The 24,043-nt window shown below is 43.8% G+C and carries 38 protein-coding genes; 4 read left to right on the top strand and 34 right to left on the bottom strand.

Annotated elements, in window-relative coordinates; genetic code table 11:
* Window positions 1-5: 5 nt before the first annotated feature.
* Window positions 6-599 carry an HAD-IIIA family hydrolase gene (locus tag JSU04_18035; GenBank protein ID MBS1972211.1) on the bottom strand — a complete coding sequence of 198 codons (594 nt, stop codon included), beginning with the start codon at window positions 597-599 and terminating at the stop codon, window positions 6-8.
* Window positions 600-808: 209 nt separating this feature from the next.
* Between JSU04_18035 and JSU04_18030 the strand changes: the two genes are divergently transcribed.
* The 3 genes from JSU04_18030 (at window position 809) to JSU04_18020 (ending at window position 4,632) form a co-directional block, all read left to right on the top strand.
* Window positions 809-1,333 carry a TIGR03546 family protein gene (locus JSU04_18030; protein ID MBS1972210.1) on the top strand — a complete coding sequence of 175 codons (525 nt, stop codon included), beginning with the start codon at window positions 809-811 and terminating at the stop codon, window positions 1,331-1,333.
* Window positions 1,333-3,318: a TIGR03545 family protein gene (locus tag JSU04_18025; GenBank protein MBS1972209.1), complete on the top strand. Its 1,986-nt coding sequence runs from the start codon at window positions 1,333-1,335 to the stop codon at window positions 3,316-3,318. Before JSU04_18030 ends, JSU04_18025 begins: the two co-directional genes overlap by 1 nt.
* Window positions 3,319-3,477: 159 nt before the next feature.
* Complete coding sequence (locus JSU04_18020; protein MBS1972208.1) at window positions 3,478-4,632, top strand: DUF4423 domain-containing protein; 1,155 nt, start codon at window positions 3,478-3,480, stop codon at window positions 4,630-4,632.
* A 49-nt stretch (window positions 4,633-4,681) separates the two neighbouring features.
* Here JSU04_18020 and JSU04_18015 read toward each other — a convergent pair whose 3' ends face one another.
* Window positions 4,682-5,059 (bottom strand): hypothetical protein, encoded by a 378-nt coding sequence (locus tag JSU04_18015; protein ID MBS1972207.1) that lies wholly within the window; start codon window positions 5,057-5,059, stop codon window positions 4,682-4,684.
* 7 nt (window positions 5,060-5,066) lie between these two features.
* On the bottom strand, window positions 5,067-5,600 hold the full coding sequence (locus JSU04_18010; GenBank protein MBS1972206.1) for a DUF4423 domain-containing protein: 534 nt from the start codon (window positions 5,598-5,600) through the stop codon (window positions 5,067-5,069).
* A 327-nt stretch (window positions 5,601-5,927) separates the two neighbouring features.
* Here JSU04_18010 and JSU04_18005 point away from each other — a divergent pair, with 327 nt between their 5' ends.
* A complete protein-coding gene (locus JSU04_18005; GenBank protein MBS1972205.1) occupies window positions 5,928-6,632 on the top strand; it encodes a HAMP domain-containing histidine kinase in 705 nt (234 codons plus the stop codon).
* 1 nt (window position 6,633) lies between these two features.
* Here the strand turns inward: JSU04_18005 and JSU04_18000 are convergent, their stop codons facing one another.
* The 31 genes from JSU04_18000 to rpsG form a co-directional block, all read right to left on the bottom strand.
* Window positions 6,634-7,290, bottom strand: a complete 657-nt coding sequence (locus JSU04_18000; protein ID MBS1972204.1) for a TlpA family protein disulfide reductase — start codon at window positions 7,288-7,290, stop codon at window positions 6,634-6,636.
* Window positions 7,291-7,376: 86 nt separating this feature from the next.
* Entirely contained in the window at window positions 7,377-7,910 is a 534-nt protein-coding gene (rplQ, locus tag JSU04_17995) for a 50S ribosomal protein L17 (GenBank protein MBS1972203.1), read from the bottom strand.
* A gap of 19 nt (window positions 7,911-7,929) precedes the next feature.
* The gene (locus JSU04_17990) at window positions 7,930-8,958 is read right to left on the bottom strand and encodes a DNA-directed RNA polymerase subunit alpha (protein MBS1972202.1); all 1,029 of its coding nucleotides are present in this window, start codon (window positions 8,956-8,958) and stop codon (window positions 7,930-7,932) included.
* Between the two features lie 18 nt (window positions 8,959-8,976).
* Window positions 8,977-9,603, bottom strand: coding sequence for a 30S ribosomal protein S4 (rpsD, locus tag JSU04_17985; GenBank protein ID MBS1972201.1), 627 nt, complete (start codon window positions 9,601-9,603; stop codon window positions 8,977-8,979).
* A gap of 11 nt (window positions 9,604-9,614) precedes the next feature.
* Entirely contained in the window at window positions 9,615-10,010 is a 396-nt protein-coding gene (gene rpsK / locus JSU04_17980; GenBank protein MBS1972200.1) for a 30S ribosomal protein S11, read from the bottom strand.
* A 14-nt stretch (window positions 10,011-10,024) separates the two neighbouring features.
* A complete protein-coding gene (gene rpsM / locus JSU04_17975; GenBank protein MBS1972199.1) occupies window positions 10,025-10,399 on the bottom strand; it encodes a 30S ribosomal protein S13 in 375 nt (124 codons plus the stop codon).
* 2 nt (window positions 10,400-10,401) lie between these two features.
* Window positions 10,402-10,515, bottom strand: a complete 114-nt coding sequence (gene rpmJ, locus JSU04_17970; protein MBS1972198.1) for a 50S ribosomal protein L36 — start codon at window positions 10,513-10,515, stop codon at window positions 10,402-10,404.
* Between the two features lie 127 nt (window positions 10,516-10,642).
* Window positions 10,643-11,278, bottom strand: coding sequence for an adenylate kinase (locus JSU04_17965; GenBank protein ID MBS1972197.1), 636 nt, complete (start codon window positions 11,276-11,278; stop codon window positions 10,643-10,645).
* Window positions 11,275-12,600, bottom strand: coding sequence for a preprotein translocase subunit SecY (gene secY / locus JSU04_17960; protein ID MBS1972196.1), 1,326 nt, complete (start codon window positions 12,598-12,600; stop codon window positions 11,275-11,277). The genes JSU04_17965 and secY overlap by 4 nt, the downstream gene beginning before the upstream one ends.
* Window positions 12,600-13,037, bottom strand: coding sequence for a 50S ribosomal protein L15 (rplO, locus tag JSU04_17955; protein MBS1972195.1), 438 nt, complete (start codon window positions 13,035-13,037; stop codon window positions 12,600-12,602). Before rplO ends, secY begins: the two co-directional genes overlap by 1 nt.
* Before the next feature lie 2 nt (window positions 13,038-13,039).
* Window positions 13,040-13,225, bottom strand: coding sequence for a 50S ribosomal protein L30 (gene rpmD, locus JSU04_17950; protein ID MBS1972194.1), 186 nt, complete (start codon window positions 13,223-13,225; stop codon window positions 13,040-13,042).
* Window positions 13,226-13,250: 25 nt separating this feature from the next.
* Window positions 13,251-13,712, bottom strand: coding sequence for a 30S ribosomal protein S5 (gene rpsE / locus JSU04_17945; protein ID MBS1972193.1), 462 nt, complete (start codon window positions 13,710-13,712; stop codon window positions 13,251-13,253).
* A 7-nt stretch (window positions 13,713-13,719) separates the two neighbouring features.
* Window positions 13,720-14,088: a 50S ribosomal protein L18 gene (locus JSU04_17940; GenBank protein ID MBS1972192.1), complete on the bottom strand. Its 369-nt coding sequence runs from the start codon at window positions 14,086-14,088 to the stop codon at window positions 13,720-13,722.
* Window positions 14,089-14,103: 15 nt separating this feature from the next.
* Entirely contained in the window at window positions 14,104-14,646 is a 543-nt protein-coding gene (rplF, locus tag JSU04_17935) for a 50S ribosomal protein L6 (protein MBS1972191.1), read from the bottom strand.
* A gap of 7 nt (window positions 14,647-14,653) precedes the next feature.
* Window positions 14,654-15,043: a 30S ribosomal protein S8 gene (gene rpsH, locus JSU04_17930; protein ID MBS1972190.1), complete on the bottom strand. Its 390-nt coding sequence runs from the start codon at window positions 15,041-15,043 to the stop codon at window positions 14,654-14,656.
* A 10-nt stretch (window positions 15,044-15,053) separates the two neighbouring features.
* Entirely contained in the window at window positions 15,054-15,359 is a 306-nt protein-coding gene (gene rpsN / locus JSU04_17925) for a 30S ribosomal protein S14 (protein MBS1972189.1), read from the bottom strand.
* 14 nt (window positions 15,360-15,373) lie between these two features.
* Window positions 15,374-15,913, bottom strand: coding sequence for a 50S ribosomal protein L5 (gene rplE, locus JSU04_17920; GenBank protein MBS1972188.1), 540 nt, complete (start codon window positions 15,911-15,913; stop codon window positions 15,374-15,376).
* 10 nt (window positions 15,914-15,923) lie between these two features.
* Window positions 15,924-16,292, bottom strand: a complete 369-nt coding sequence (rplN, locus tag JSU04_17915; protein ID MBS1972187.1) for a 50S ribosomal protein L14 — start codon at window positions 16,290-16,292, stop codon at window positions 15,924-15,926.
* Between the two features lie 9 nt (window positions 16,293-16,301).
* The gene (gene rpsQ, locus JSU04_17910; GenBank protein MBS1972186.1) at window positions 16,302-16,568 is read right to left on the bottom strand and encodes a 30S ribosomal protein S17; all 267 of its coding nucleotides are present in this window, start codon (window positions 16,566-16,568) and stop codon (window positions 16,302-16,304) included.
* 12 nt (window positions 16,569-16,580) lie between these two features.
* Window positions 16,581-16,772, bottom strand: coding sequence for a 50S ribosomal protein L29 (gene rpmC, locus JSU04_17905; GenBank protein MBS1972185.1), 192 nt, complete (start codon window positions 16,770-16,772; stop codon window positions 16,581-16,583).
* A gap of 5 nt (window positions 16,773-16,777) precedes the next feature.
* Window positions 16,778-17,185 (bottom strand): 50S ribosomal protein L16, encoded by a 408-nt coding sequence (rplP, locus tag JSU04_17900; GenBank protein MBS1972184.1) that lies wholly within the window; start codon window positions 17,183-17,185, stop codon window positions 16,778-16,780.
* On the bottom strand, window positions 17,172-17,837 hold the full coding sequence (rpsC, locus tag JSU04_17895) for a 30S ribosomal protein S3 (protein ID MBS1972183.1): 666 nt from the start codon (window positions 17,835-17,837) through the stop codon (window positions 17,172-17,174). The genes rplP and rpsC overlap by 14 nt, the downstream gene beginning before the upstream one ends.
* Window positions 17,838-17,839: 2 nt before the next feature.
* Window positions 17,840-18,172 (bottom strand): 50S ribosomal protein L22, encoded by a 333-nt coding sequence (gene rplV / locus JSU04_17890; protein ID MBS1972182.1) that lies wholly within the window; start codon window positions 18,170-18,172, stop codon window positions 17,840-17,842.
* 12 nt (window positions 18,173-18,184) lie between these two features.
* The gene (rpsS, locus tag JSU04_17885; protein MBS1972181.1) at window positions 18,185-18,481 is read right to left on the bottom strand and encodes a 30S ribosomal protein S19; all 297 of its coding nucleotides are present in this window, start codon (window positions 18,479-18,481) and stop codon (window positions 18,185-18,187) included.
* A gap of 10 nt (window positions 18,482-18,491) precedes the next feature.
* On the bottom strand, window positions 18,492-19,310 hold the full coding sequence (gene rplB, locus JSU04_17880; protein MBS1972180.1) for a 50S ribosomal protein L2: 819 nt from the start codon (window positions 19,308-19,310) through the stop codon (window positions 18,492-18,494).
* Between the two features lie 2 nt (window positions 19,311-19,312).
* Complete coding sequence (gene rplW, locus JSU04_17875; protein ID MBS1972179.1) at window positions 19,313-19,591, bottom strand: 50S ribosomal protein L23; 279 nt, start codon at window positions 19,589-19,591, stop codon at window positions 19,313-19,315.
* Window positions 19,591-20,220 carry a 50S ribosomal protein L4 gene (rplD, locus tag JSU04_17870; GenBank protein MBS1972178.1) on the bottom strand — a complete coding sequence of 210 codons (630 nt, stop codon included), beginning with the start codon at window positions 20,218-20,220 and terminating at the stop codon, window positions 19,591-19,593. The genes rplW and rplD overlap by 1 nt, the downstream gene beginning before the upstream one ends.
* 2 nt (window positions 20,221-20,222) lie before the next feature.
* Window positions 20,223-20,897 (bottom strand): 50S ribosomal protein L3, encoded by a 675-nt coding sequence (gene rplC / locus JSU04_17865; protein ID MBS1972177.1) that lies wholly within the window; start codon window positions 20,895-20,897, stop codon window positions 20,223-20,225.
* A gap of 12 nt (window positions 20,898-20,909) precedes the next feature.
* The gene (gene rpsJ / locus JSU04_17860; GenBank protein ID MBS1972176.1) at window positions 20,910-21,227 is read right to left on the bottom strand and encodes a 30S ribosomal protein S10; all 318 of its coding nucleotides are present in this window, start codon (window positions 21,225-21,227) and stop codon (window positions 20,910-20,912) included.
* 211 nt (window positions 21,228-21,438) lie between these two features.
* Complete coding sequence (gene fusA / locus JSU04_17855; GenBank protein MBS1972175.1) at window positions 21,439-23,544, bottom strand: elongation factor G; 2,106 nt, start codon at window positions 23,542-23,544, stop codon at window positions 21,439-21,441.
* 9 nt (window positions 23,545-23,553) lie between these two features.
* Window positions 23,554-24,027, bottom strand: coding sequence for a 30S ribosomal protein S7 (rpsG, locus tag JSU04_17850; protein MBS1972174.1), 474 nt, complete (start codon window positions 24,025-24,027; stop codon window positions 23,554-23,556).
* Window positions 24,028-24,043: the final 16 nt, after the last annotated feature.

Below are 24,043 nucleotides of genomic sequence, written 5' to 3'. Positions count from 1 at the left end.
TCTAGTTAGAAAACGATCTCGGAGAAATCCGAGATCAACTGGTATTTAAACTGAGGATGGGCCTTCTGATGGCTCTCCAGCTTCTTCACTTCTTCGGCCTGTTTATCCGAAGCCACGAGATAAAGCTTACGAATCCCCGACTGAAACGCTGGAATCAGATCCGTCGCACTGTCACCCACCATAATTGATTTTGAAAAAGCCACGCCGAGTTCTTCTTCTGCATGTTTAAACATACCAACATCGGGCTTACGGTAGTGAGGACGAGCCTGGGCTTGCTTGAACTCGGTGCCCTCATAGAAAGGTGCACACAAAGCAAGATCGACCCATTCGCCCTGAGCGGCTAGTAGCTGGCAAATACGCTGATGTACTTGGCGATAGTCATTCCAGGAAAAGTACCCACGACCGAGACCCGATTGATTGCTCACAATCGTCACCCACATGCCCATCTTATGAGCTTTTTGAAGGAGCTCAACGATACCGGGCTTTAGCTCTACTTTTTGTGGATCTGTATTGTAAGGGACATCGTGAACAATCACACCGTCGCGATCCAGAAACAAACACGCCTGCTCGCCAAAACCTGCCAAAGACTTTTCACTCATACTTTTCACTCACTCTCGAAGTGTTATGTTACCAAAGCCCCTGTTGAGAAGCACGAGAGTTTTGCAATCTGCTCTCGTCGTTTCTCTTTCATTTTCGCTCATACGGCGAATATTTACTCTCTTATACTCACTGCGAAAAATCAAAAGATTGCCAATGCTTAGAGGCCTTTTTACCCTGTTGAAGACCCTAACCCCAATCAGGAGAAGATATGACTTTGCTGTTAAAGCAGATATTCGCGTTCTTCCGGTTACTGAATTCAGAGACTGGAACCAACCAACTTGCTTCGGGCCTTGCCTGTGGATTGATCCTGGGATTTTCCCCGTTTTTATCCATTCAGACATTCCTGATTCTGTTTTTAATTTTCTTCTTCCGTATTCAGATGGGCGCTGCTTTCCTCGCGGCGTTCTTCTTTAAATTCGTGGCATTTCTTTTTGACCCTGTTGCAGATCAGTTGGGCCGTGCAGTTCTCGAAACTCCGTCACTACGTCCACTCTTCACAGAGTTGTACAATATGCCGCTCGTACCGATGACCCGTTTTAACAACTCGATTGTTATGGGCTCAATGATCGTTGGCCTGATCTTGGTGATTCCAGCATTCTTCATCTTCCGCTCTTTGATCCTCAAATACCGTGTGACGGTTGTGGCTCGCTTTAAAGGAACAAAAATCTGGAAGAGCTTTGCGGCTACAAAAGTTTATAATTGGTACAACAAATATCAGGATCTCTACGGGTAATGAACATGGCTGAAAAAACAAAAACACCAAAAGTAAAAGGTCCTATTCGCTGGAATGCAGTTGTTCCCTTCGTGATTGTCTGCGTTCTTATTTTTGCTTACTTCCACTTCTTCTTCGACATGCAGTTGCGCGCCGGAATGGAGTGGGCCGGCTATAAAGGTGTCGGCGCTGAAGTGAATATCGCCAAAGTTGAAACGAGCTTCTTCAATGCAAGCCTTCGCGTTCAAGGAATTCAAATCACAGACGCTGAGAAACCAACTCAGAATGTGATTGAAATTGGCGACGTCCGTTGGGGCATGTCTTGGGACGCGCTTCTTCGCGCGAAGATCCTCGTGAACGAGGCTGTGATTGAAAACATTCAATTCGGTACTGCTCGTAAATACCCAGGTAAAGTCGCTCCACCGCCGCCTCCACCAAAACCAGGCCCTGGCATGGTTGAACAAGAGGCTCAGCGCTTAAAAGAAGAGGCTCTCGCAAAAGCCCAGCAAGAGTACGCTGACAATATGCTCGGTGACCTTGCGGCCATCTTGGGCGGTACAAACGCCAGCGCTCAGCTAGGCAAAATCGAAGGCACGCTCGAGTCCAAAAAGAAAGCAGCCGAGATCGAAGCCAACCTCAAGGAACGACAAAAGTACTGGGACGACAAACTGAAAACTTTACCTCAAGGTAAAGACATCCAGGCTTTGAATGACCGCCTTGGTAAAATCAAAACAAAGGATTTCAAAACTCCACAAGAGCTCCAAGCTTCATTGCAGGAGCTCGATGCGGTCCTCAAACAAGGCGACGCCTACTACAAGCAAATCGGTTCTACAGGCCAAGAGCTTGAAAAGGATCTCAAGAAGATCGATGCCGACGTAAAATCTCTCGATGCTTTGATTAAGGCCGACGTGAAAGCACTGGAAACTCGCTTCCGTATTCCTTCGATCAACACCAAAGAACTTACGCGTGCCTTGTTCAACCGTTACCTCGGCAAATACATGGCGAAGATCAATCGCTACCGTGCGATGGCTGAAAAGTACGTACCACCGAAGTACATGAACAAAATCACCGGCAAGGATAAAAACAAACCGGTGGATCCTGATGATGTACCAATTCAGCCGCACCCTCGTGAAAAAGGGATTACATATGAGTTCGGCCGTAAGAACTCTTACCCACTCTTCTGGGTGAAGAGAGCTGCGATCAGCTCTCAAGCAGGCATGTCGCCAAAAGCCGGCAATATCAAAGGTCAAATCCTGGATATCACTTCCAACCAAGCTTTGGTGGGCCGTCCGACAGTGGCCACTCTTGAAGGTGATTTCCCTGCGGATCAGATCAAAGATTTGCTCTTGAAAATGACTGTGGATAACACCAAAGAAGACAGCCTCATCACTTACCAGATGGCGGTGGGCTCCTACCCTATCAATGCGGCAGAGCTCGTGAACTCTTCGGACGTGACGATCAATCTGAACTCCGCAACGGGCAAGCTCAACATCGATGGAACGCTGAAAGCGCTGCGCGATTTCAAAATGAATTTGAACAATCAGTTCACAACAGCCAATTTCGAAGTGTCAGCAAAAGATGGCAACATCAACAGCATCTTGAAGAACACTTTTGCAGGATTGCCGGTGATTACCCTCACGGGTGAAGCCTCTGGTTATTTGCCAGCGGTGAGCTTCGATGTGACATCAAACTTAGGCAGCGAGCTCGAAAAAGGTTTGCGTAAACAGGTAGAGGCAAAGATTGCAGAAGCCCGTAAGCAAATCGAAGAGTACGTGAACAAAGAAATCGGCAAGCAACGCGAGCAGATTGACAAGCAAGTGAAGCAGATCCGCGAACAATTCGACGGAGAAGTGAAGAAGGCTCAAGCCCAGCTAGACGCCCAAAAGAAACAAGCTGAAGCCAAAGCCGATCAAGCCAAGAAGGACGCCGAGAACCAAGGCAAAAAAGAAATCGAAAAGCAGGGCAAAAAAGCCGTCGACGACCTAAAAAAGAAATTCGGCTTCTAGTTTTCCAACTTCGTTGTCCAACAAAGCAAGGATCATAAAAATAAAAAAGGCGCTGAACCCAGCGCCTTTTTTATTTTCTAGACATCCGCACATTTTCGGTCGAAAAACAAATTTTGTTTAAATTTATTAATAAAACGCTTATGATTGTAGGTTATGAATATGAAAATCGAACCGGAACTATCCCAAGAAGATTTGATCGAATTTGCCTCTAGTTGGGTCAAACGTACTATTAATGCGTTAATAGATTCGCCAGACTTTCAGGCAAATGCGAAATGGATATCCGAAAGATTAAACATTTCCATGGACCACGCCAGCGAATCATTTAGCTGGCTCTTAAACAAAAACCTAATTCACAAAACTGAATTTGGATTTCGCACCAATGAAAAGCTCATGGATATCGGGGAGAACCACCTAACAAGAAAGGAAATTGTTGAGCTTTATATAAAATCTAGAGCTGAGTTGAGCACAAAAATAGTTTCTGGCGTACCAAACAGTCTTGGGGTCATGTTAGCTGATGGCGAAATTATTAATGATTTTCTGAAAAAATATAACGCTCTTGTCGATGCAGTACACGAAGCAGGTCTAGCTAAAGGATGCACCAACGTGTTTGCCTTTGATCTTTGTATTCCTAAGCTGACAGTTACAAAAAACAAACAATCAGATATATTGCAGGAATCACTTTTTCAGGCCGCACATGATATTCGAGGTCCTTTGTCTGCTTTAAACATGATAGCGCATGCTTTAAAAAATGAGAATTCATCTAATGAGCTGTCAGATTTTCTTAAAGAAACTGTTGCAAGTATAAATATGATTGCCAATGGAATATTGAATTTAAAAAAAGAATTCCATATCAAGCAGCCGGACGACACGAATGCTTACTTGAACTTTGAGTTTTTTGAAAAAGAGCTTGAAAAGAGTTTCTCAAGCGAGAAAAGGATTCAAATTTTCCATAGCATCGGAAGCAAGAGTGCTTCTAAAAAATTTGCATCTGGAAACTCGTCCCAACTTCACAGAATTATAAAAAACCTTATTCAAAACTCAATTGATGCCAAGGCTACTGAAATAAAATATCAAAGCTATATTGAGGAAAATTGCATAAGAATAATTCTAAAAGATAATGGCCAAGGATTTTCATCAAATATTAGAAATTTACTCGGCAAAGAAGGGTTTACCACTAAGCCAGAAGGAAATGGACTAGGACTGTATTACGCGATTCAAAATATTGAAAAGTGGGATGGAAAAATTCAATTTACTGACGTGCAGAACGGAGCTTGCATTGAAATTAGCCTAAGTTTAATTTGCAGCGAAGAGTAGAAAAGGCACTAAACTCAGCGCCTTTTCTACCACTAACTATGATTTCCTTTTATCGAACCTGCATTCCACCCATTTTATTGAGGATGGTGCGATTCATATCGATCTTAACAGGAAGATTAACATTCTCCCATTTCTTAGATTGCTGAGAGCGTTTCAATCCATCAATCAAACCTGAATCCGCAATCTCCTCAGGACGCAAAGACCGAATCTCAACCTTATCATCCCCACCGTTATTAGTGGCAAACTCAATCTCAGCCTGTTTCTTACCCATATAATAAACCTGCCCCGGGAACTTCTCAGTTAATACATCCGTGTTCCAAGTTTTGTTTGCGCGGTAGTAGCTATCGCCGCTGGTTCCCGAGCCTGAACCTTTCGCAAAGCAGTTCAAACTTACAAAAATAGTTAAAATTGAAAGTAACGTCTTCATTGGACACCTACTCTTTCGTGCGCGAAATGCGCGCCAATGATAATTCTAATGCAAATACTTCGTTAGACTCTTTGTCTTCCGCACTCTTCTCTGCCAACTCAGCAACAAGTGCTGAAAATTTTCTGTAGAATTCGTTCATATACTTACCTTTTGTAAGTACAATCGCATTCGAATAAGAATCTCTATGGGTCATCTTCTCAGAAATTTGATTTTTAATTTTAGAGTGAATTTGAAAGAGATCCGATCTCTCCAAATCATTACAATTAGCTTCGATAAATTCAGCCCTACTCTGAATACCATCCGTAGTCACGGTAACTAACCCAATCCGAACAAGCCCCTCGAGAGCATCTTTCGCTGCTTCCGCGGAGATATTCAGACGATCCGCGATCCATACAGGATCAGGATTAAAATCTTTGGCTTGGACCAGAGCTTCAACAGCCCTCCAAACCCAATTTCCACTAAAATGAATCAAGTCACTGGTTGCGATGTTCTTCTTAGTTGCAGTTTGCTCACCAGCGGTATAGCCATTAACGTGCTTCATTATTCCTCCGCTTGTTATCCCGGGCCTTTGAGTTTTCAGGCTCGAAATAGGCTTTCTTTATAAGGGATTTCCGAGGAAAACTCCGAAAACAAAAAATGTTTATGGAAATAATCAATGCTTGTTTAATCCTTAGACACTGCCTTCACTGACGTTTTTCGGCCATTTTTCCCTTCACCGGAGCCCCTTGCCCCGCGACTCAAAGAACCTCCAAGACCGCACTGTTAAAGCTTTGGACGGCCCTTGAAATAAATTAAATCGGTTTAGGGGGCCCTTTTTAAATTTAAGTCCTTATGGCAAAACTAAAGACCTCAAGCGGGAGTAAAAATAATGGGTCTCTTTCTTCGGACTTACTTTGAGGAGCCAATGCCCTCAATCCAGCCACCGGCGATCAGCATGGAATCTTTCTTCCGTGCCGCCCACGATTTGAGAAGCCCACTGTCCGCCGTAAATCTGACGATCCACCACCTGAAGCAAGCAAGCCCCGACTTGGATCACTTAGGCCTTCTCGATGAGGCTGTGAAGCGCATTAATAATATCGCCGAAGAAATCCTTCAGGCTCGTAAGCAAGCCCAAGGCCCGCAAAAAGCGAAGCCAGTGGAATGCTTTGATCTTTGTGAAGCGATCAAATGCTTTGCCCGCGAGGCTAAATTCCAGCTGCAAAACTCCATGGAGCTTGAGGGCTTTCACAAAAACCTCCCCCAGGACGTTCAGGCTCTTGGCAATATAGGAGACTTCCATCGTATCCTTTGGAATCTGATCCAGAATGCGAAAGAAGCCGACGCCACTTGCTGGTCCCTCACTTGGAAAGAGACCTCTGAGCAGATCATTTTAAAAATCCGAGACAATGGCGCCGGAATCCCGGCTAGAACGCTTAAAAAGATCGGCCAAGAGGGATTTACCACCAAGAAAAAGGGCAACGGCCTAGGCCTTTATAGCGCGATTCAAACGATGCACACATGGCAAGGCGACCTGACTGTTACAAGCCAGCACCACATCGGCACAACAATCGAAATTTCTTTTACAAAATCGTAGACTAGTTTTGATCCTCAGGAGTTTTCCCTGAGTCTTCATCCTGCGAAGTCCCAGCCCCTGTTGCAGGACCCGCCGCCGGCGCCTCAGTTCCTGAGATAACTTGCTTAATATAGGCAATGGCATCTTCAGTATGCCAGTCGATCGTTCCAGAAATCTTCTTAATCAACTTAAGATCCTTATTGAGCAGGAACGACTCCGGCAGGCGATAGATCTGATACTTCTGAGAAAGGCTTTTATCTGCATCCCAAACCACATGAATATTAGGCAAAGTCTTCATCTCGGGGAATGACTTCATGAAGCTATCAATATCGGCCTGATTCGAATCCCCAGAGATAGCAATGAGCTCTAAATCATTTGGAAAGGTCTTAAGGAGCTTAATCAGCGAAGGTACCTCTTCAATACAAGGCCCACACCAAGAAGCCCAGAAATTCACGACAACAACTTTTCCTTTAAATTGAGAAAGTTGAATCTCTTTCCCGTCCAAAGCTTTCGCAGTAAAGGGAGGAAGCGGCTCTTTCAACTGAACCATCTTCTGAGCATTTGCCTCAGCATCCGCCTCAGCCTCCATACGGCTTTGTCCTTTGTACGCTAAAACAGCGACTACAATGAGAACAGCCAAACCACCAACAATCAGTAATGCTCTGAGATGCTTATTCATACGTCCCTCTCGGGGCCTTAAAAACAAAAAGCCCAGGTTTCCCTAGGCTTTATGTTAATCATTTTTAAAAAGATTGGGAGCTTAAATTAAGCTCTTGCCGCAGTTCTGTTTTTCTTCTGGATCTTTTTAACTGATTTCTTTTTAGCTGCTACCAACTTCGCTGAAGCTTTTTTAGCTTTAGTTGCAGTTTTCTTAGCGCCTTTTTCGTCTGCTTTAGCTGCAGTTTCTTTAGCAGCTTTATCAGCAGTCTTAGCTTCGAAATCGTAGTCTACGAATTCCAAGAAAGCCATCTCAGCAGTATCGCCCGGACGACGTCCGATTTTGATGATGCGAGTGTAGCCACCAGGACGAGTTTTGAAACGAACTGACAAGTCAGTTACGATAGCATTAACAACGTCTTGATTTGGAATTCTAGAAAGAAGCAAACGACGAGTAGCTAAATCACCTTTTTTACCAAGAGTGATTGCTTTTTCGATGTGTCTTCTTACTTCTTTTGCTCTGTCTACAGTCGTAGTGATACGGCCATGCTCAACAAGTGAGCTCATAATGCCTCTCAACAAAGCTTTACGAGGACCTGACTTACGACTGAATGTTTTAACTCTTCTTCTGTGTGAACTCATTTTTTAACTCCGAGAAATATTACTGAGCTTCTCTCTTTTGAGGTGGCTGGTTAGGATCCCATCCTGGAGGTGGCCATCCTTCGATCTTCATACCCAAGCCAAGACCCATTTCAGACAAGATTTCTTTGATTTCATTCAAAGACTTGCGACCGAAGTTCTTAGTCTTAAGCATTTCAGCTTCAGAACGTACAACCAACTCACCGATGTAACGGATGTTCGCATTCTTCAAGCAGTTAGCACTACGAACAGAAAGTTCGAGGTCATCAACTGATCTGAAGAGGTTTTCATTCAATGTAGGAGATGAAGAATCTCTAGTTTCTTCAGAAGGCTCCATTGTTTCATCGAAAGTAAGGAAGATTTGGAGTTGTTCTTTCATGATTTTAGATGAAAGAGCTACCGCTTCTTCAGGCTTCAAAGAGCCGTCAGTCCATACTTCCAAAGTCAAAGCATCGTAGTCAGTTCTTTGACCAACACGAGCATTGGAAACGCTGTAGTTAACCTTGCTGATAGGGCTATAAAGAGCGTCAACGCCGATGTAGCCAACTGGGAATTCTTTTTCTCTGTTTTCCGTAGGAACATAGCCACGACCGAATTCAACGATGATTTCAGCGTTGAAGTTCGCGTTTGCACCCAAAGTAGCGATGTGCTGGTCTGGATTCAAAACTTCAACTTTGTCAGAAGTTTGGATATCAGCAGCAGTTACTTTGCCTGGACCTTTTTTAGAGATCTTCAAAGTAAGGCTATCGCTAGTGTATTGACGGAAACGAACTTGTTTAAGGTTCAAAATAATATCAGTAACGTCCTCAAGAACGTCAGTGATAGTGGTGAACTCATGAAGAACGCCTTCGAATTTAACCGCAGTGATGGCAGATCCCATCATTGAGCTCAAAAGAATTCTTCTCAAAGAGTTACCAAGAGTTACGCCAAAACCTCTTTCGAGGGGGCGAATAATAAATTTTGCGTAATCATCACGAAGAGTCTCACGATCAACCTCAAAACCTTTAGGTTTGATCATCTCTCTCCAGAATTTATAATAGTGCTCTTGCATAAGCTCCCCCGCGATCAATTATCTTGAGTAGTATTCTACGATCATGTTCTCTTCAACTTGAAGTGTAACATCGTCTCTCACTGGAGAGTCTTTTACAACACCTTTGAAGTTTGCATGATCAGCTTCAAGCCAAGATGGTACAGATCTGCGAGCTACGGATTGCATAGCTGCCTGGATTTTAACCACTTCTTTGCTTGCTTCGGTAACTTGGATCACATCACCTTTTTGAACCATCATGCTTGGGATGTTGGCTCTCTTGCCATTCAAGAGGAAGTGATTGTGCTTAACAAGTTGTCTAGCTTCACGACGGGAATTTGCATAACCCAACGCGTAAACTACGTTATCCAATCTCATCTCGAGATTTTTAAGAAGCGCTGTACCAGTCAATTCTTTAGAACGGTTGGCTTCTTTAACGTATTTCACGAATTGGCTTTCAGAAACACCATAGAATCTTTTTGTTTTTTGCTTTTCGCGCAATTGAAGAGCGAACTCGGAGAATTTCAAACGAGATTGTCCGTGTTGGCCTGGAGGATAAGGACGACGCTCAAATGCACACTTATCAGTGTAGCAACGGTCACCCTTAAGGAATAACTTCATATTTTCGCGACGGCAGAGTTTACATACGCCTTGATTAATGCAGCTCACGACAAATCTCCTTAGATTCTTCTACGCTTAGGTGGACGGCAGCCGTTGTGTGGAACGGGAGTTACGTCTTTGAGGGTAAGGATTCTCATGCCTGTAGCAGCCAATGCTCTGATAGCTGGCTCACGACCTGCACCAGGACCTTTAAGATAAACGTCCAAAGATTTCATACCAGCTTCCATAGCTTTTTTTGCTGCATCTTCTGCTGCAACTTGAGCCGCGAAAGGAGTGCCTTTACGGCTACCTTTGAAACCTAAGTGACCTGCAGATGACCAAGAAACTGTGTCACCATTTGGATCCGTGATAGTTACGATAACGTTACCGAAACCAGCTTGGATGTAGCAGTTCCCTTGAGGAACGTTTCTTTTAACTTTCTTTTTAGTAACAGGCTTTTTTTCAACTGTATTCATTTAATTCATCCTAACTATACGGCTTTTTTCTTGTTAGCCACGGTCTTCTTAGGTCCTTTACGAGTACGCGCATTAGAGCGTGTATTCTGACCACGAACTGGCAAACCTTTACGATGACGGATACCGCGGTAGCAGTTCAAATCCATCAAACGTTTGATAGCAAGACCGATTTCACGGCGGAGGTCACCCTCAACCTTGAAGCTTGATTCAATGATAGAACGCAATTTAGCGATTTGTTCGTCAGTCAGGCCTTCAGTTCTCAAAGTTTGAGGAATACCTGCTTCTTTAACAAGTTTACGAGCGCGAGGACGACCGATACCATAGATATAAGTCAATGCGATCTCAACGCGTTTGTTTCTAGGTAAATCGACACCAAGTAGACGTGCCATGATTAGCCCTGCCTTTGCTTATGTTTAGGGTTTTCGCAAATTACGCGAATCACGCCTTTTCTTTTAATAATCTTACACTTATTACAGATTGCTTTTACTGATGGTCTAACTTTCATACTTATTCCCACGTCTGTACTGAGAGCGAAAAGCCCTCGAATCAAACACACATAAACACAAATGCGGTCCGGAAAAGTAACACTGAGGTCACCCCTTGTCTAGGGTAATTTCGAGTATTTTCAGATTCTAAGAAATTAACTTCTTAATATCTGAAAAAACTGCTTCAGTATCTCTATTTCCGTTTATTTCAACGTATTTGTGAGCCTTGGTATAATAGTCCTTCAATGGGCTAGTATACTGATCGTAAACATCTAACCGCGCTCCGACGACCTCTGTCTTATCGTCATTGCGCTGAACTACCTGGCCGCCACAGTTATCGCAAACACCTTCTGTTTTAGAAGGTTTATTGACTATGTGGTAGACAGCCCCGCAATTTTTACATACCCGTCTGCCAGTCAAACGACTCATCAGTTCTGCTCTAGGCACTTCCAAGAAGATTGCCTTAGAAACAGAAAGGTTGAGTTTTTTGAGAAGCTCATCAAGAGCTTCGGCTTGAGGTACGGTTCTTGGGAAACCGTCTAGTATGAAGTTCTTAACGCCGCTTTTAAGAACCTCTTCAACCATTCCAATAACAATAGAATCGGGCACCAATTGCCCAGCATCCATATAGGACTGAGCTTTAACACCTAATTCTGTTTTATTTTTAATCGCAGCTCTGAAGAGATCTCCAGTGCTGATTTGAGTCATGCCCAACTTCTCGACCAACAGGGCTGACTGAGTGCCCTTACCTGCTCCTGGTGCTCCGAAAAGAATGATGCTCAAAACGTAACCCTTCTACTTCTAATTTTAGCCCCTTTAAGGAAGCCCTCATATTTTTGGGTGTAAATATGAGATTGAATTTGTTGAGCTGTATCCAGTGCAACACCGACAAGGATCAACAAACTAGTTCCACCGAAATAGAATGGAACATTCAATTGGCTAGAAAGAATACCTGGAAGGATACAAACTACGCAGAGGTAAATACAACCCGCTACGTTCAAACGATCCAACACACGTTGAATGTACTCAGAAGTGCTCTTACCCGCTCTTACGCCAGGAATGAAGCCACCGTACTTTTTCAAGTTATCAGCCACTTCACTCGGATTGAAAACGATCTCAGTGTAGAAGAATGAGAAAAACACAATCAACGCTACGAAGATGATGTTATAAAGGACACCTGAAGGATTCAAAGAATCCTGGAGGGATTTCAGCCAAGGTGAGCTCACGAACTGAGCCGCCGTCGCTGGGAACATCAAAAGAGAGCTCGCGAAGATCGGAGGAATAACACCTGAGAAGTTAATTTTAATAGGCAAATGGCTGCTTGGAGCTTGCATAGACTGCATGCCTGTACCCTGTCTTTGAGAGTACTGAATAGCAATACGTCTTTGCGCAACTTCCATGTAAATAACAGCGGCGATGATCGCCACCATTAATACCAACAACGCCAAAGCTACGATCGCGCGCATTTCATTAGAAGTAACAAGCTCCCAAAGCTTATGCGCACCGCTCGGAACTGCCGCCGCGATACCTGTAAAGATAATCAAGCTAGATCCATTACCAATTCCACGTTCAGTGATTTGTTCACCCAACCACATAACGAAGCAAGTACCCGCTGTTAGCGTGATGATCGTCATGATCTGGAACGGCAAAAAGCCGATATAAGGAGACACAACCAATGACTGGCCAGAAGGACTTGTTGAGTGCAACAGGTATGAGCTGATGCCGTAACCTTGGATGATCGCCAACACGACAGTCGCATAGCGCGTGTATTGGTTGATCTTCTTAGTCCCCTGCTGACCTTCTTTTTTCAATGCTTCCAAATAAGGAACAGCAGATGTCAAAAGCTGGAAAATGATAGACGCAGAAATGTAAGGCATGATTCCCAATGCAAAAATACTGAATTGGGATAATGCACCACCCGTAAAGGTGTTAAATAAGCCGAAAATTCCAGCACTTTGAGCCTGGAAAAAGGATAGAACAGCGCCACCATCAACACCTGGAGTTGGAACGTGAACTCCGATGCGGTACACAGCTAGCATCGCTAGAGTGAAAAAAATGCGATTTCTTAGGTCTGAATTTTTAGCGATGCTATCTACGGCTGACACTATTTAATTACCTCTACTTTGCCACCAGCAGCTTCGATCGCTTTTTTAGCGCTTTCGCTGAACTTGTGAGCCTTAACAGTCAAAGCTTTTTTAAGTTCGCCGTTGCCGAGAACTTTAACCAAGCCTTTACCAACAAGACCAACCTGGTGAAGGGTTTCAGGAGTTACTTCGCCAGAAAGTTTAGCCAATTGGCTGAGATTTACAATGTCATATTCAGTTGCGAACGCGACGTTGCTAAAACCAAACTTAGGAAGTCTTCTGTGCATAGGAGTTTGACCACCCTCGAAACCACGACGAACAGTGCCGCCAGTACGAGCGAGTTGACCCTTATGACCCTTAGTAGCAGTTCCACCCATACCAGAACCGATACCGCGACCGATTCTTTTTGGATAGTGTTTAGAACCTTCTTTTGGAGCAAGTGTTTTCAAGAGACTCATAATTACCCCTTAACATCCACAGTGATGAGGTGCTGAACTTTCATGATTTGGCCACGATTAGCCGGAGTGTCTTTTACTTCAGCACTCTGACGGATCTTCTTAAGACCAAGGCATCTTACAGTGTCCTTCTGGTCTTGAGTCGTGCCAATGAGAGATTTCTTTAATGTTACAACAAATGTCTTTGCCATTTTCTACCTACACGTTTTGCAGAAATTAGATCTGCTTAGACTGTTTCAGTTGGTTTAAGCCATCGATGGTAGCTCTTACCGCATTGTGTGGGTTACGAGTACCAACACATTTAGTAAGGATGTCTTTAACACCAACAGACTCAAGAACTGCACGAACTGCACCACCAGCGATTACGCCAGTACCAGGAGCAGCTGGTTTCATAATAACTTTAGCAGCGCCAAATTTACCGATAACTTCGTGAGGGATTGTGCCCTCTTTCAAAGAGATAGATTTAGAATTCTTTTTAGCTGCGCGGCTTGCTTTACCAATAGCTTCTGGAACCTCACCAGCTTTACCAGAACCAAATCCGATATCGCCTGTGCCGTTACCTACAACTACAAGTGCTGCGAAAGAGAAACGACGACCGCCCTTAACAACTTTTGTTACGCGGTTGATGGCTACTACGCGCTCTTCGAATTCAGCTGCTGTTTGAACTTTCTCCACAATTTACTCCTTAGAAATTGAGGCCGCCCTCACGCGCGCCTTCTGCAAGAGACTTAACTCGACCATGATACAAATAGCCGTTTCTATCAAAAACGACACTCTTGATGTTCTTAGCCAAAGCTACTTTAGCTACCGCCATGCCTACTTCTTTAGCGAGGTCTTTACCAGAGTTTTTGGTATCGATGCTAACAGAAGAAGCTGCTGCGATTGTGTGACCATTCACATCGTTAACGATTTGAGCGTACATATGCTTGCCGCTTCTGAAAACGCACAAACGTGGACGCTCTTCAGTTCCGTGAACTGTTTTTCTGATTCTGATTTTCTTAGTGAGGCGGTTTTGCTTGCGTTCACTAGTGTGTTTGCTCATCTTTAACTTCATCATAACTCACCTCAATTATTTACCAGCAGATTTACCAGCTTTACGTCTGATATGTTCACCAACATAACGAACGCCCTTACCCAAGTAAGGTTCTGGTGGACGGAAGCCACGAACTTTAGCAGCTACTTGACCAACAAGCTCTTTGCTTGCGCCAGTGATGCTGATGGTAGTTTGCTTATCTACTTTAATTTCAATGCCTTCTGGGATGTCGAAGATCACAGGATGGCTGAAACCCAAAGAGAGTTCCAACTTCTTGCCGGCTACGTTCGCACGGTAACCAACCCCGTGAAGTTCCAAAGACTTCGTAAAGCCTTTAGTAACACCGATCACAGCGTTTTGGATAAGTGCTCTGTACAAACCATGAAGAGCTTTTGCTTCTTTAGTGTCATCAGCACGAGTCAAAACAACTTTTTTACCATCGAGCTTTGCAGACACTTGTGGCTGCATAGCAATGTTCAAAGAAGTTTTCGCGCCTTTAATGATCACTTCATTTTTTGGAGTGACACTCACTTGAACTTTATCGTCAAAAATGACTGGGGCTTTACCGATACGAGACATATTTCACCTACCAAACAGTGCAAAGAAGTTCACCACCGAGATTTTTCTCAGCAGCTTGCTTGTCACTCATGATTCCTTTGCTAGTGCTCAAAATGCACATGCCAAGACCAGATCTTACTTTTGGAATCTGAGTTGCTTTTACATACAAGCGACGACCTGGAGTACTAACTTTATCAATTGAAGTGATCGCGTGTTGACCATCTTCAGAGTATTTCAAGTAAACACGCATGATACCTTGTTTTGAATCTTTAGCTACTTTGAAGCTACGGATGTAGCCCTCGTTAGCTAAGATTTGAGCGATACCAGCTCTTACTTTAGAAGCAGGCAAGTCAACTTTTTCGTGTTGAGCTGTTCCTGCATTACGAATGACTGTAAGAAATTGTGCAATTGTATCCATAGTATTCCTCTTACCAACTTGCCTTAGTTACGCCAGGCAATTTTCCATCAAGGGCCAATTGTCTGAAAGCAAGTCTTGAAAGACCAAACTTTTTGTAGTTACCACGTGGACGGCCGCTGAGTTCACAACGAGTTACAACGCGGTTAGCGTTTGTATCGCGTGGCAATGCTTGCAATTTCTTGCGAGCAGTTGCTCTTTCTTCATCAGAAAGCTTCATGTCTACAGCTTTAGCGCGAAGCTCTTCTCTATGCTTGAAGTACTTTTTAGCGAGAGCTTTTCTTTTATTATTTTTTTCAATACTTGCTTTACGAGCCAATTGACACCAACCTTTTATTTTCTGAATGGCATGCCGAGTGCTTCAAGAAGAGCTTTTCCGTCAGCATCGTTTTTAGCAGTTGTACAAACAGTGATATTCATACCGCGAACTTTGTCTACGCGGTCGTAGTTAATCTCTGGGAATACGATTTGCTCTTTCAAGCCCATGTTGTAGTTACCACGGCCATCGAAACCTTTATTCGGAAGACCACGGAAGTCTCTTACGCGAGGAAGAGCCAATGTGTTCAAACGATCAATGAATGACCACATTCTGTCTCTTCTCAATGTCACGCGAACACCGAGAGGGATGCCAGCTCTCAACTTGAAGTTAGAGATAGCTTTCTTAGCTTTAGTGATAACTGCTTTTTGACCAGTGATTGATGTGATTTCATCAACGACTGTGTTCAAAATTTTTGGATTTTGAACTGCTTCGCTCAAAGAAACACTCAATACAATTTTCTCTAAACGAGGAACTTGCATTACGTTCTTTGCGCCCATTTTTTTCATCAAAGCTGGAGCGATTTCTTTGTTGTATTTAGATTGTAAGCGATTCACATCACACCTCTTAGAGAACTTCTGGAGCTAGAGAAACAATCTTAACGAATTGTTTTGCTCTCAACTCTCTCGCTACTGGGCCGAAGATACGAGTCCCGATTGGCTCTTTAGAAGCATTGATGAGAACTGCAGAGTTATCATCAAAACGGATGTAAGAACCATCTGGACGGCGCAACTTGTGAACAGTTCTAACAACAACTGCTTTAGCCACGTCACCTTTTTTAACTTTTGCATTTGGAAGAGCTTCTTTAATAGAAACAACAATAATGTCTCCGATAGAAGCTACACGTCTCTTAGAGCCGCCAAGTACTTTGATACAAAATACTTCTTTGGCTCCAGAGTTATCAGCTACGTTGAGTCTTGTCTGCATTTGAATCATAACTGCACCCTAGCCTTTTGCCGTCTCTACGACTTCGCTAAGCGCCCAGCGCTTAGTTTTGCTCAATGGGCGAGTTTCGTAGATTTTTACTACGTCGCCAATTTTCGCAACATTCTTCTCGTCATGAGCTTTGAATACAGAAGTCTTTTTAACGTACTTACCGTATTTTTTGTGTTTAACCATTCTGAAGATCAATACAGAGATAGTTTTATCCATCTTGTTGCTGATCACTTCGCCTACGACTTCGTTTCTACGTCCTCTAGAATTTTGTTCCATAGTCTTCCTCAATTACCGAGCTACTTTTTTAACAATAGCCGTATTGATTTTAGCAATATCACGGCGAAGGTTTCTGATTTCAATTGGGCTCGAAAGTTGACCAATTGTGTTTTTAATACGAGCCTGGAAGAGCTCTTCGCTCAAACCTGCTCTTTTCTTTTTAAGTTCTGCTACAGACAGATCTTTAATTTCAGTAAATTTCATGACTGTTACTCCCGAGCCAAGAATCTAGTTTTGAATGGAAGTTTGTGTGCTGCGCGCTCAAAAGCTTCTTTAGCTTGCTCACGTGTAACACCGTTCATTTCAAAAAGAACTTTTCCAGGCAAGATACGAGCTACCCAGTACTCAGGATTACCTTTACCGCTACCCATACGAGTCTCAGCAGGCTTCTTAGTTACAGGGATGTTAGGGAAAACGCGGCACCAGATTTTACCACCACGCTTAACGCTTCTTGAAATAGCAATACGAGCTGCTTCAAGTTGACGCGCAGTCATGCGGTGTTCTTCTGTTGCCTGAAGACCGAAGTCTCCGAAATCCAAGTTAGAGCCGCGAACTGCGAAACCAGTTGCACGACCTACGAATTGCTTACGCCATTTAACTCTCTTAGGACTTAACACGGCCAGCCTCCTCAACTTCACGAGCGCTCAATACGTCGCCTTTATAGATCCATACTTTAAGACCGATGATACCGTAAGCAGTCAATGCTTCAGCAGTACCGTAGTCGATATCCGCTCTCAAAGTGTGCAATGGAACAGACTTCTCGTTGTACCACTCTGAACGAGCGATCTCTGCACCATCAAGACGGCCAGAAACGCGGATTTTGATACCTCTTACGCCACCTTTGATTGCTGCAGCGATTGATTTCTTCAAAGCTCTTCTCCAAGAGATACGTTTCTCAAGTTGAAGTGCGATGCTTTCAGCAACCAATTGTGCATCCAAATCTGGCTTACGAACTTCTTGAATGCTCAAGAATACTTCGTTTGGAGTCAATTTTTGAACATCAGCTTTAAGAGCGTCGATGCCTGTACCTTTTTTACCGATAACAACACCAGGACGAGCTGTAGAGATGATGATCTTAATTTTTTTAGCAGCGCGTTCCATTTCGATTTTCGCAACGCCCGCGTGCTTCAATTTCGCTTTCAAATATTTTCTGAGGCGAATATCTTCGTGGAGGTTCTCATAGTATTGTTGGCCTTTTGCGTACCAACGAGAATCCCAAGTTCTGATAACTCCGACTCTAAGTCCAATTGGATTAACCTTTTGTCCCACGACTATTTCTCCTCGAGAACTACGTTGATATGGCTGGTTTTCTTGTGAATACCATAAGCACGACCTTGAGCGCGAGGACGGAATCTTTTCAAAGAAGGTCCTTGATCAACCCAGATAGACTTAACGTAGAGGTTATCCACGTCCATAACTTTTTTATATTCAGCATTTGCAACCGCAGACTCGATAAGCTTTTTAATGAGACCAGCAGTTTTCTTGTTCAAGAAAGTGAGAGTCTTTACAGCCTCGTTCACATCTTTTCCACGAACTACGTCAGCAACCAATCTTGCTTTTTGTGCGCCTACTCTTGCGTATTTCAAACTTGCTTTAACTTCCATAAATCACCTTTATTATTTCTTTGCCGCAGGAGCCGCTGCTGGAGCTGCTTTTTTCTCTGCGTGACCATGGAAGGTTCTAGATGGTGCAAACTCACCATACTTGTGACCAATCATGTTCTCTGTCACGTAGACAGGGACAAATTTTCTTCCGTTATGAACTGCAAAGGTAAGACCCAAAGCTTCTGGAAGAATGGTAGAGCGACGTGACCAAGTTTTAATAACTTTTTTATCGTTTTTTTGAATCGCATTGTCGATCTTTTTAAGCAAATGATCGTCGATGAACGGTCCTTTTTTCGTTGAACGTGCCATTTTTTAATCCCTACTTGCGTCTCTTAACAATTGAAGAGTCAGTACGTTTATTGTGTCTAGTCTTGTATCCCTTACAAGGTTGGCCCCATGGAGTTACAGGATGATGACCCTTACCCACGCCTTCACCACCACCGAGAGGATGGTCAACTGGATTCATCGCCATACCGCGAACTCCTGGACGGATACCTCTCCAACGAGAGCGACCAGCTTTACCTAAAGAGATGTTTTCGTTATCAGTGTTACCCACTTGACCAACTGAAGCGCGGCAAACAGTCAAAACCTGTTTCAACTCGCCAGATGGAAGACGGACTTGGCAATATTTCTCGCCTTTACCCGCCAAAGTCGCACTTGCACCAGCACCGCGGCTGATTTGACCGCCTTTACCAGGACGCAACTCGATGTTGTGGATAGTTGTACCGAGAGGAATCGCACCAAGAGTCAAAGAGTTACCTGGTTTGATATCCGCTTTATCGCTAGACACAACAGTGTCACCGACATTCAAACCAACTGGAGCCAAGATATAAGCTTTTGCTCCGTCAGTGTATGAAATCAAAGCGATACGGCAAGTTCTGTTTGGATCGTACTCGATCGCAACAACTTTTGCTGGTACTTCAAGTTTTTCACGTTTGAAATCAATCAAACGATATTTTCTTTTGTGACCGCCGCCGATATGTCTCATGGTGATTTGACCATGATTGTTACGAGCAGCTTTTTTGCTCAAAGGAGCTGTGAGTGATTTCTCTGGAGATGTTTTAGTGATCTCTTTGAAATCGAAACCAGTCATTCCTCTTCTGCCATCAGAGCGTGGGCTAAACGTCTTGATCCCCATCTCTATACTCCCTCAAACAACGCGATTTTCTCACCAGCGTTCAGCTTAACGTAAGCTTTCTTCCAGTAAGGAACCTTTGTTGCGCCAAATTTAGTGTTTTTAGAGTGACCTCTGCAAACGCTAGTTCTGATGCTATCAACTTTAACTTTAAAATTCTTTTCCACAGCAGCTTTGATTTCTGTTTTTGAAGATTTCAAATCAACTTCGAAAACATAAACGCCAGCAGCGTTGTGGTATGTGTTCTTCTCAGTAATGAGAGGTGCTTTAATGACTTGTTTCATTACGCATTCTCCAATGAACATCTGTCGATGATTTTTGCTACTGAGTCTTTAGTGATAACAGCAGCATCGTATTTCAATAGGTCAAACACGTTCAAACCTTCAACTGGGAAGTATTTGAATGCATTTAAGTTGCGGCTTGCACGGCTGAAGTTCTCATCAACGTTAGCGTCAATCAAAACTGCTTTGTTCAAACCGAAAGACTTCAAACGCTTTTCGAGTTCGTTAGTTTTACCTTCAGATTTCATGTTCTCAACTACGAAGAGCTTACCTTCACTGTGCAAGTGAGAGAGAGCCATGCTGAGACCTAAGCGACGTACTTTCTTAGGAAGTACATACGCATAGCTGCGCGGTTGAGGACCGAACATAGTACCACCGCCAGGCATCAAAGGAGAACGGCTAGAACCTTGACGAGCTCCACCAGTACCTTTTTGTTTGAATGGCTTTTTACCACCACCGCTCACGAGACCTTTTGTTTTAGTCATGTGAGTACCTTGACGACGACTAGCCAATTGCCAATGAACTACGTTGTGCAAAACTTCCTTTTTAACAGGAGCTTCAAAAACATTCGCAGCCAATTCAACTTGACCAACTTTTTCTTTTTTCCAATTAAGAACGTTAACTACTGCCATAACTATTCTCTCACCAATTTCACTAGAGTGTTTCTGGCGCCAGGAACTGGTCCTTTTACCAAAACAACGTTTTCAGTAGTGTTGATTTCAACAACTTCAACGTTTCTTACAGTTACTGTTTCGTTACCCAAATGACCTGGGAACTTCTTACCTGGCATTACACGGCCTGGCCATGTTCTGTTACCAGAAGAACCCGGACGACGGTGGAAGTGGGAACCGTGGGTTGCAGGACCGCCCGCAAAATTCCAACGTTTCACAGAACCAGCGAAACCTTTACCTTTTGATTTAGAAGTGATTTTTACGAAATCACCTTTAGAAAGACTTTCGATAGAAACTTGCGCGCCAAGAGCTGCACCCTCAGGGAGAGCTTGACGAAGTTCTTTTACGAATTGAGCACCGTTCTCGAAACCAGCTTTAGCCAAATGACCTTTTTCAGACTTGTTTGAGTTCTTAGCTTTTTTAGGGTGGCAAGCAACCTGAACAGCTTCGTAACCGTCTTTGTCATTTGTTTTGATTTGAGAAATAACCCAAGGTTCATAACGAAGAACTGTTACTGGAACAGCTTCACCTTGGTCATTGAAAATTGTAGACATACCTTCTTTGAACGCGAAAAGACCGTTAAGTTTCAGTCCTGCCGCAGAGGTAGTGTTTTCTGTTGTATTTGTAGCTTCGCTCACGACTTACTCCTATCAGATCGCTGACAGTTTAATTTCAACATCTACGCCAGCAGAGAGGTCGAGTTTCATGAGCTGATCGACAGTTTGCTGTGTTGGTTCTAAAATATCCAGCATGCGCTTATGCGTTCTTACTTCAAATTGCTCACGTGATTTTTTGTCAACGTGCGGCGAGCGCAGGACTGTATAACGGTTAATGCGAGTTGGCAAGGGAATTGGACCAGCAACTTTTGCACCAGTACGGCGAGCCGTCTCTACGATTTCTTTCGTAGATTGGTCTAAAAGTTTATGGTCGAAAGCCTTCAACCGAATTCTGATTTTCTGACTTTGCATAGGACACTCTTCTTTTTGTTAAAGTATCGTAAATACTAGTAAAATCTGGTTAACATACGCACCTTCGTCCCATCGAAAACCGCCTCTGGTGGGCCCTTGCGGCCCTGGAAATACCCTGATTCAGAGAGTTTTTTGTAAACTTAGGTGTACAGGTGCGCGAGTATGCACCGATGAAACAAATAATGTCAAAGGCAAATCGAAAAAAAATTAATTAAAATCGACCTAGCTTTGTCAAAATTTCAGTCTTCACTTTTGGAGGCACGATTGCGTACGCCAAAAACTCAGAACTGAAGCTCGCACGGCCCTGGCTTAAGCTGCGAATATCGGTTGCATAACCGAATAGACTCGCAAGCGGCGCCTCGGCCGAAATGATTTGCCCCCCGCCGGGCTTTACATTCATAGAAAGAATCTTTCCACGACGAGAGTTTAAATCTCCAACAACATTGCCCACGAAATCGTCAGGGCATGTAATTTCCACTTTAAAGATAGGCTCCAAAAGCTCTGTCCCCACCTTTTTAACGGCCTCACGGAAAGCCAGGGAGGCTGCAGCCTTGAAGGCGATTTCATTTGAGGACTCCTGACGAGCCTCGACGCTTTCAAGGGTGCCTTTGATGCCGATCATTGAGTAGCTCGCCAGAGGACCCACTTCTGCGGACTCCTTAAAGCCATTTTCCACAGACTTGATATAGCCTGGCTGGATCAATGAAGACGGCTGAACCTTTGAGACGAACTGAACGCCGTCAGCCAATGGAATTGGCTCGATTTTAAGGCGGACAGAAGCAAAATGCTCCTCCCCTCCTAATTGGCGTTCGTAAACATAATCGACGGTCGTCGCCGATGTAATAGTTTCACGGTAGGAGACCTGCGGTTTACCCACGTTCGCCTGAACTTTGTATTCACGCAAAAGGCGGTCAACGAGGATTTCCAAATGCAGCTCACCCATACCGGACAACAGAATCTGCCCTGTTTCCGGATCTGTTCTAAGTTTACAAGAAGGATCTTCTTTCTCAAGTTTGGCTAAGCCCTGAAGCATCTTTTCCTGATCAGCCGAAGATTTGGCTTCGATAGCTACGGAAATAACTGGCTCAGGGAACGTGATAGACTCCAAAACCACAGGATGAGAAGATTCACAAAGAGTGTCACCTGTCGCAGTGAATTTCAAACCAACGACCGCACCAATATCACCGGCCTTGATGGATTGAATTTCTTCGCGAGAGTTTGCATGAAGCTTAACAAGCTTTTGAATACGTTCTTTCTTTTCAGTACGAGGATTCAAAAGCTGATCACCGATCTTGATTTCGCCCGAGTACACACGCACGTATGTGAGAGTGCCGGCAAATGGATCGTTCGCAAGCTTAAATGCAAGAGCCGCTGTGTGCGCTTCAAAATCAGTTTTACAAACGATTTTTTTGTCTGGTTTCTCAGGGTCATGCCCCTCAATCGCAGGAATATCCAGAGGAGATGGGAGATAATCAATCACGCCGTCTAACAAAGGCTGAACGCCTTTATTCTTGAAGGCAGCACCACAGAATACAGGAACTGCTTTCAAAGCAAGAGTTCCTTTTCTGAGAGCTTGTTTTAATTCAGGAACAGAGACTTCTTCCCCATTGAGATATTTTTCCAAAAGGGCATCTTCGAATTCAACGATTTTCTCGACAACTTCTACGCGGTATTTATCTACCTCCGCTTTCATGTCATCAGGAACATCGATTGTTTTGAAGGCTTCGTCTTTACCGCCGGTATCCCAGACATAGGCTTTATTTTCGAGAAGATCGACGACACCACGGAAGGTATCTTCGATTCCCACTGGGACTTGCACGGCAATAGGATTTGCGCCGAGCTTTTCCTTGATTGAGTTCAAACTCATCACAAAGTCAGCACCTACGCGGTCCATTTTATTTACGAAGCAAATACGAGGAACATGGTATTTATCAGCTTGGCGCCAAACAGTTTCAGACTGTGGCTCAACCCCATTCACACCATCAAATACAGTCACGGCACCATCGAGGACGCGCAAAGAACGCTCCACTTCGATAGTGAAATCTACGTGCCCCGGAGTATCGATGATATTAACTCGATAGTCCTTCCAAAAGCACATCGTGGCTGCAGAAGTGATCGTGATACCACGCTCTTGCTCCTGAACCATCCAGTCCATGGTGGCAGCGCCATCATGAACTTCTCCGATTTTATGACTTTTACCTGTGTAGTAGAGAATTCGTTCGGTGGTGGTCGTTTTACCGGCATCGATGTGAGCCATGATGCCGATATTACGAGTATACTTTAAATCAGCTACAACTTTGGGATCTTTCGCTGACATCAGGAAGGATTACCAATTGTAGTGAGAGAACGCCTTGTTGGCTTCAGCCATTCTGTGGACGTCATCTTTTTTCTTAATGGAGTTACCACGATTGTTGAAAGCATCCATCAATTCACCAGCAAGACGCTTAGAGAAGTCTTTCTCACCGCGCTCACGAGAGTAAGCGATCAACCAACGCATCGCCAAAGCAAGGCGACGAGAAGGACGAACGTCTACAGGAACTTGGTAAGTAGCTCCACCAACGCGACGTGAACGAACTTCGATAGAAGGCTTCACGTTCTCGATAGCTTTTTTCAAGATAGAAATAGGTTCTTCATTTGGTACTTTTCCTTTGAGTTCATCAAGAGCTCCGTAGAAAAGTGCTTGAGCAGTACCTTTTTTACCTTGGATCATCATTTTGTTAACGAATTTCGCAACAACGAGATCTTTGAAAACTGGATCTGGAATAATTTCTCTTTTAAAGGTCTTTTTACGACGTGACATTTCTATAACCTCTTAA

The sequence above is a fragment of the Bdellovibrionales bacterium genome (genome assembly GCA_018266295.1).
In the GTDB taxonomy this organism is placed as follows: Bacteria; Bdellovibrionota; Bdellovibrionia; order Bdellovibrionales; family Bdellovibrionaceae; genus JACMRP01.
The sequence above is the reverse complement of the archived record's forward strand: the minus strand, read 5'-3'. Positions and strand labels throughout refer to the sequence as shown.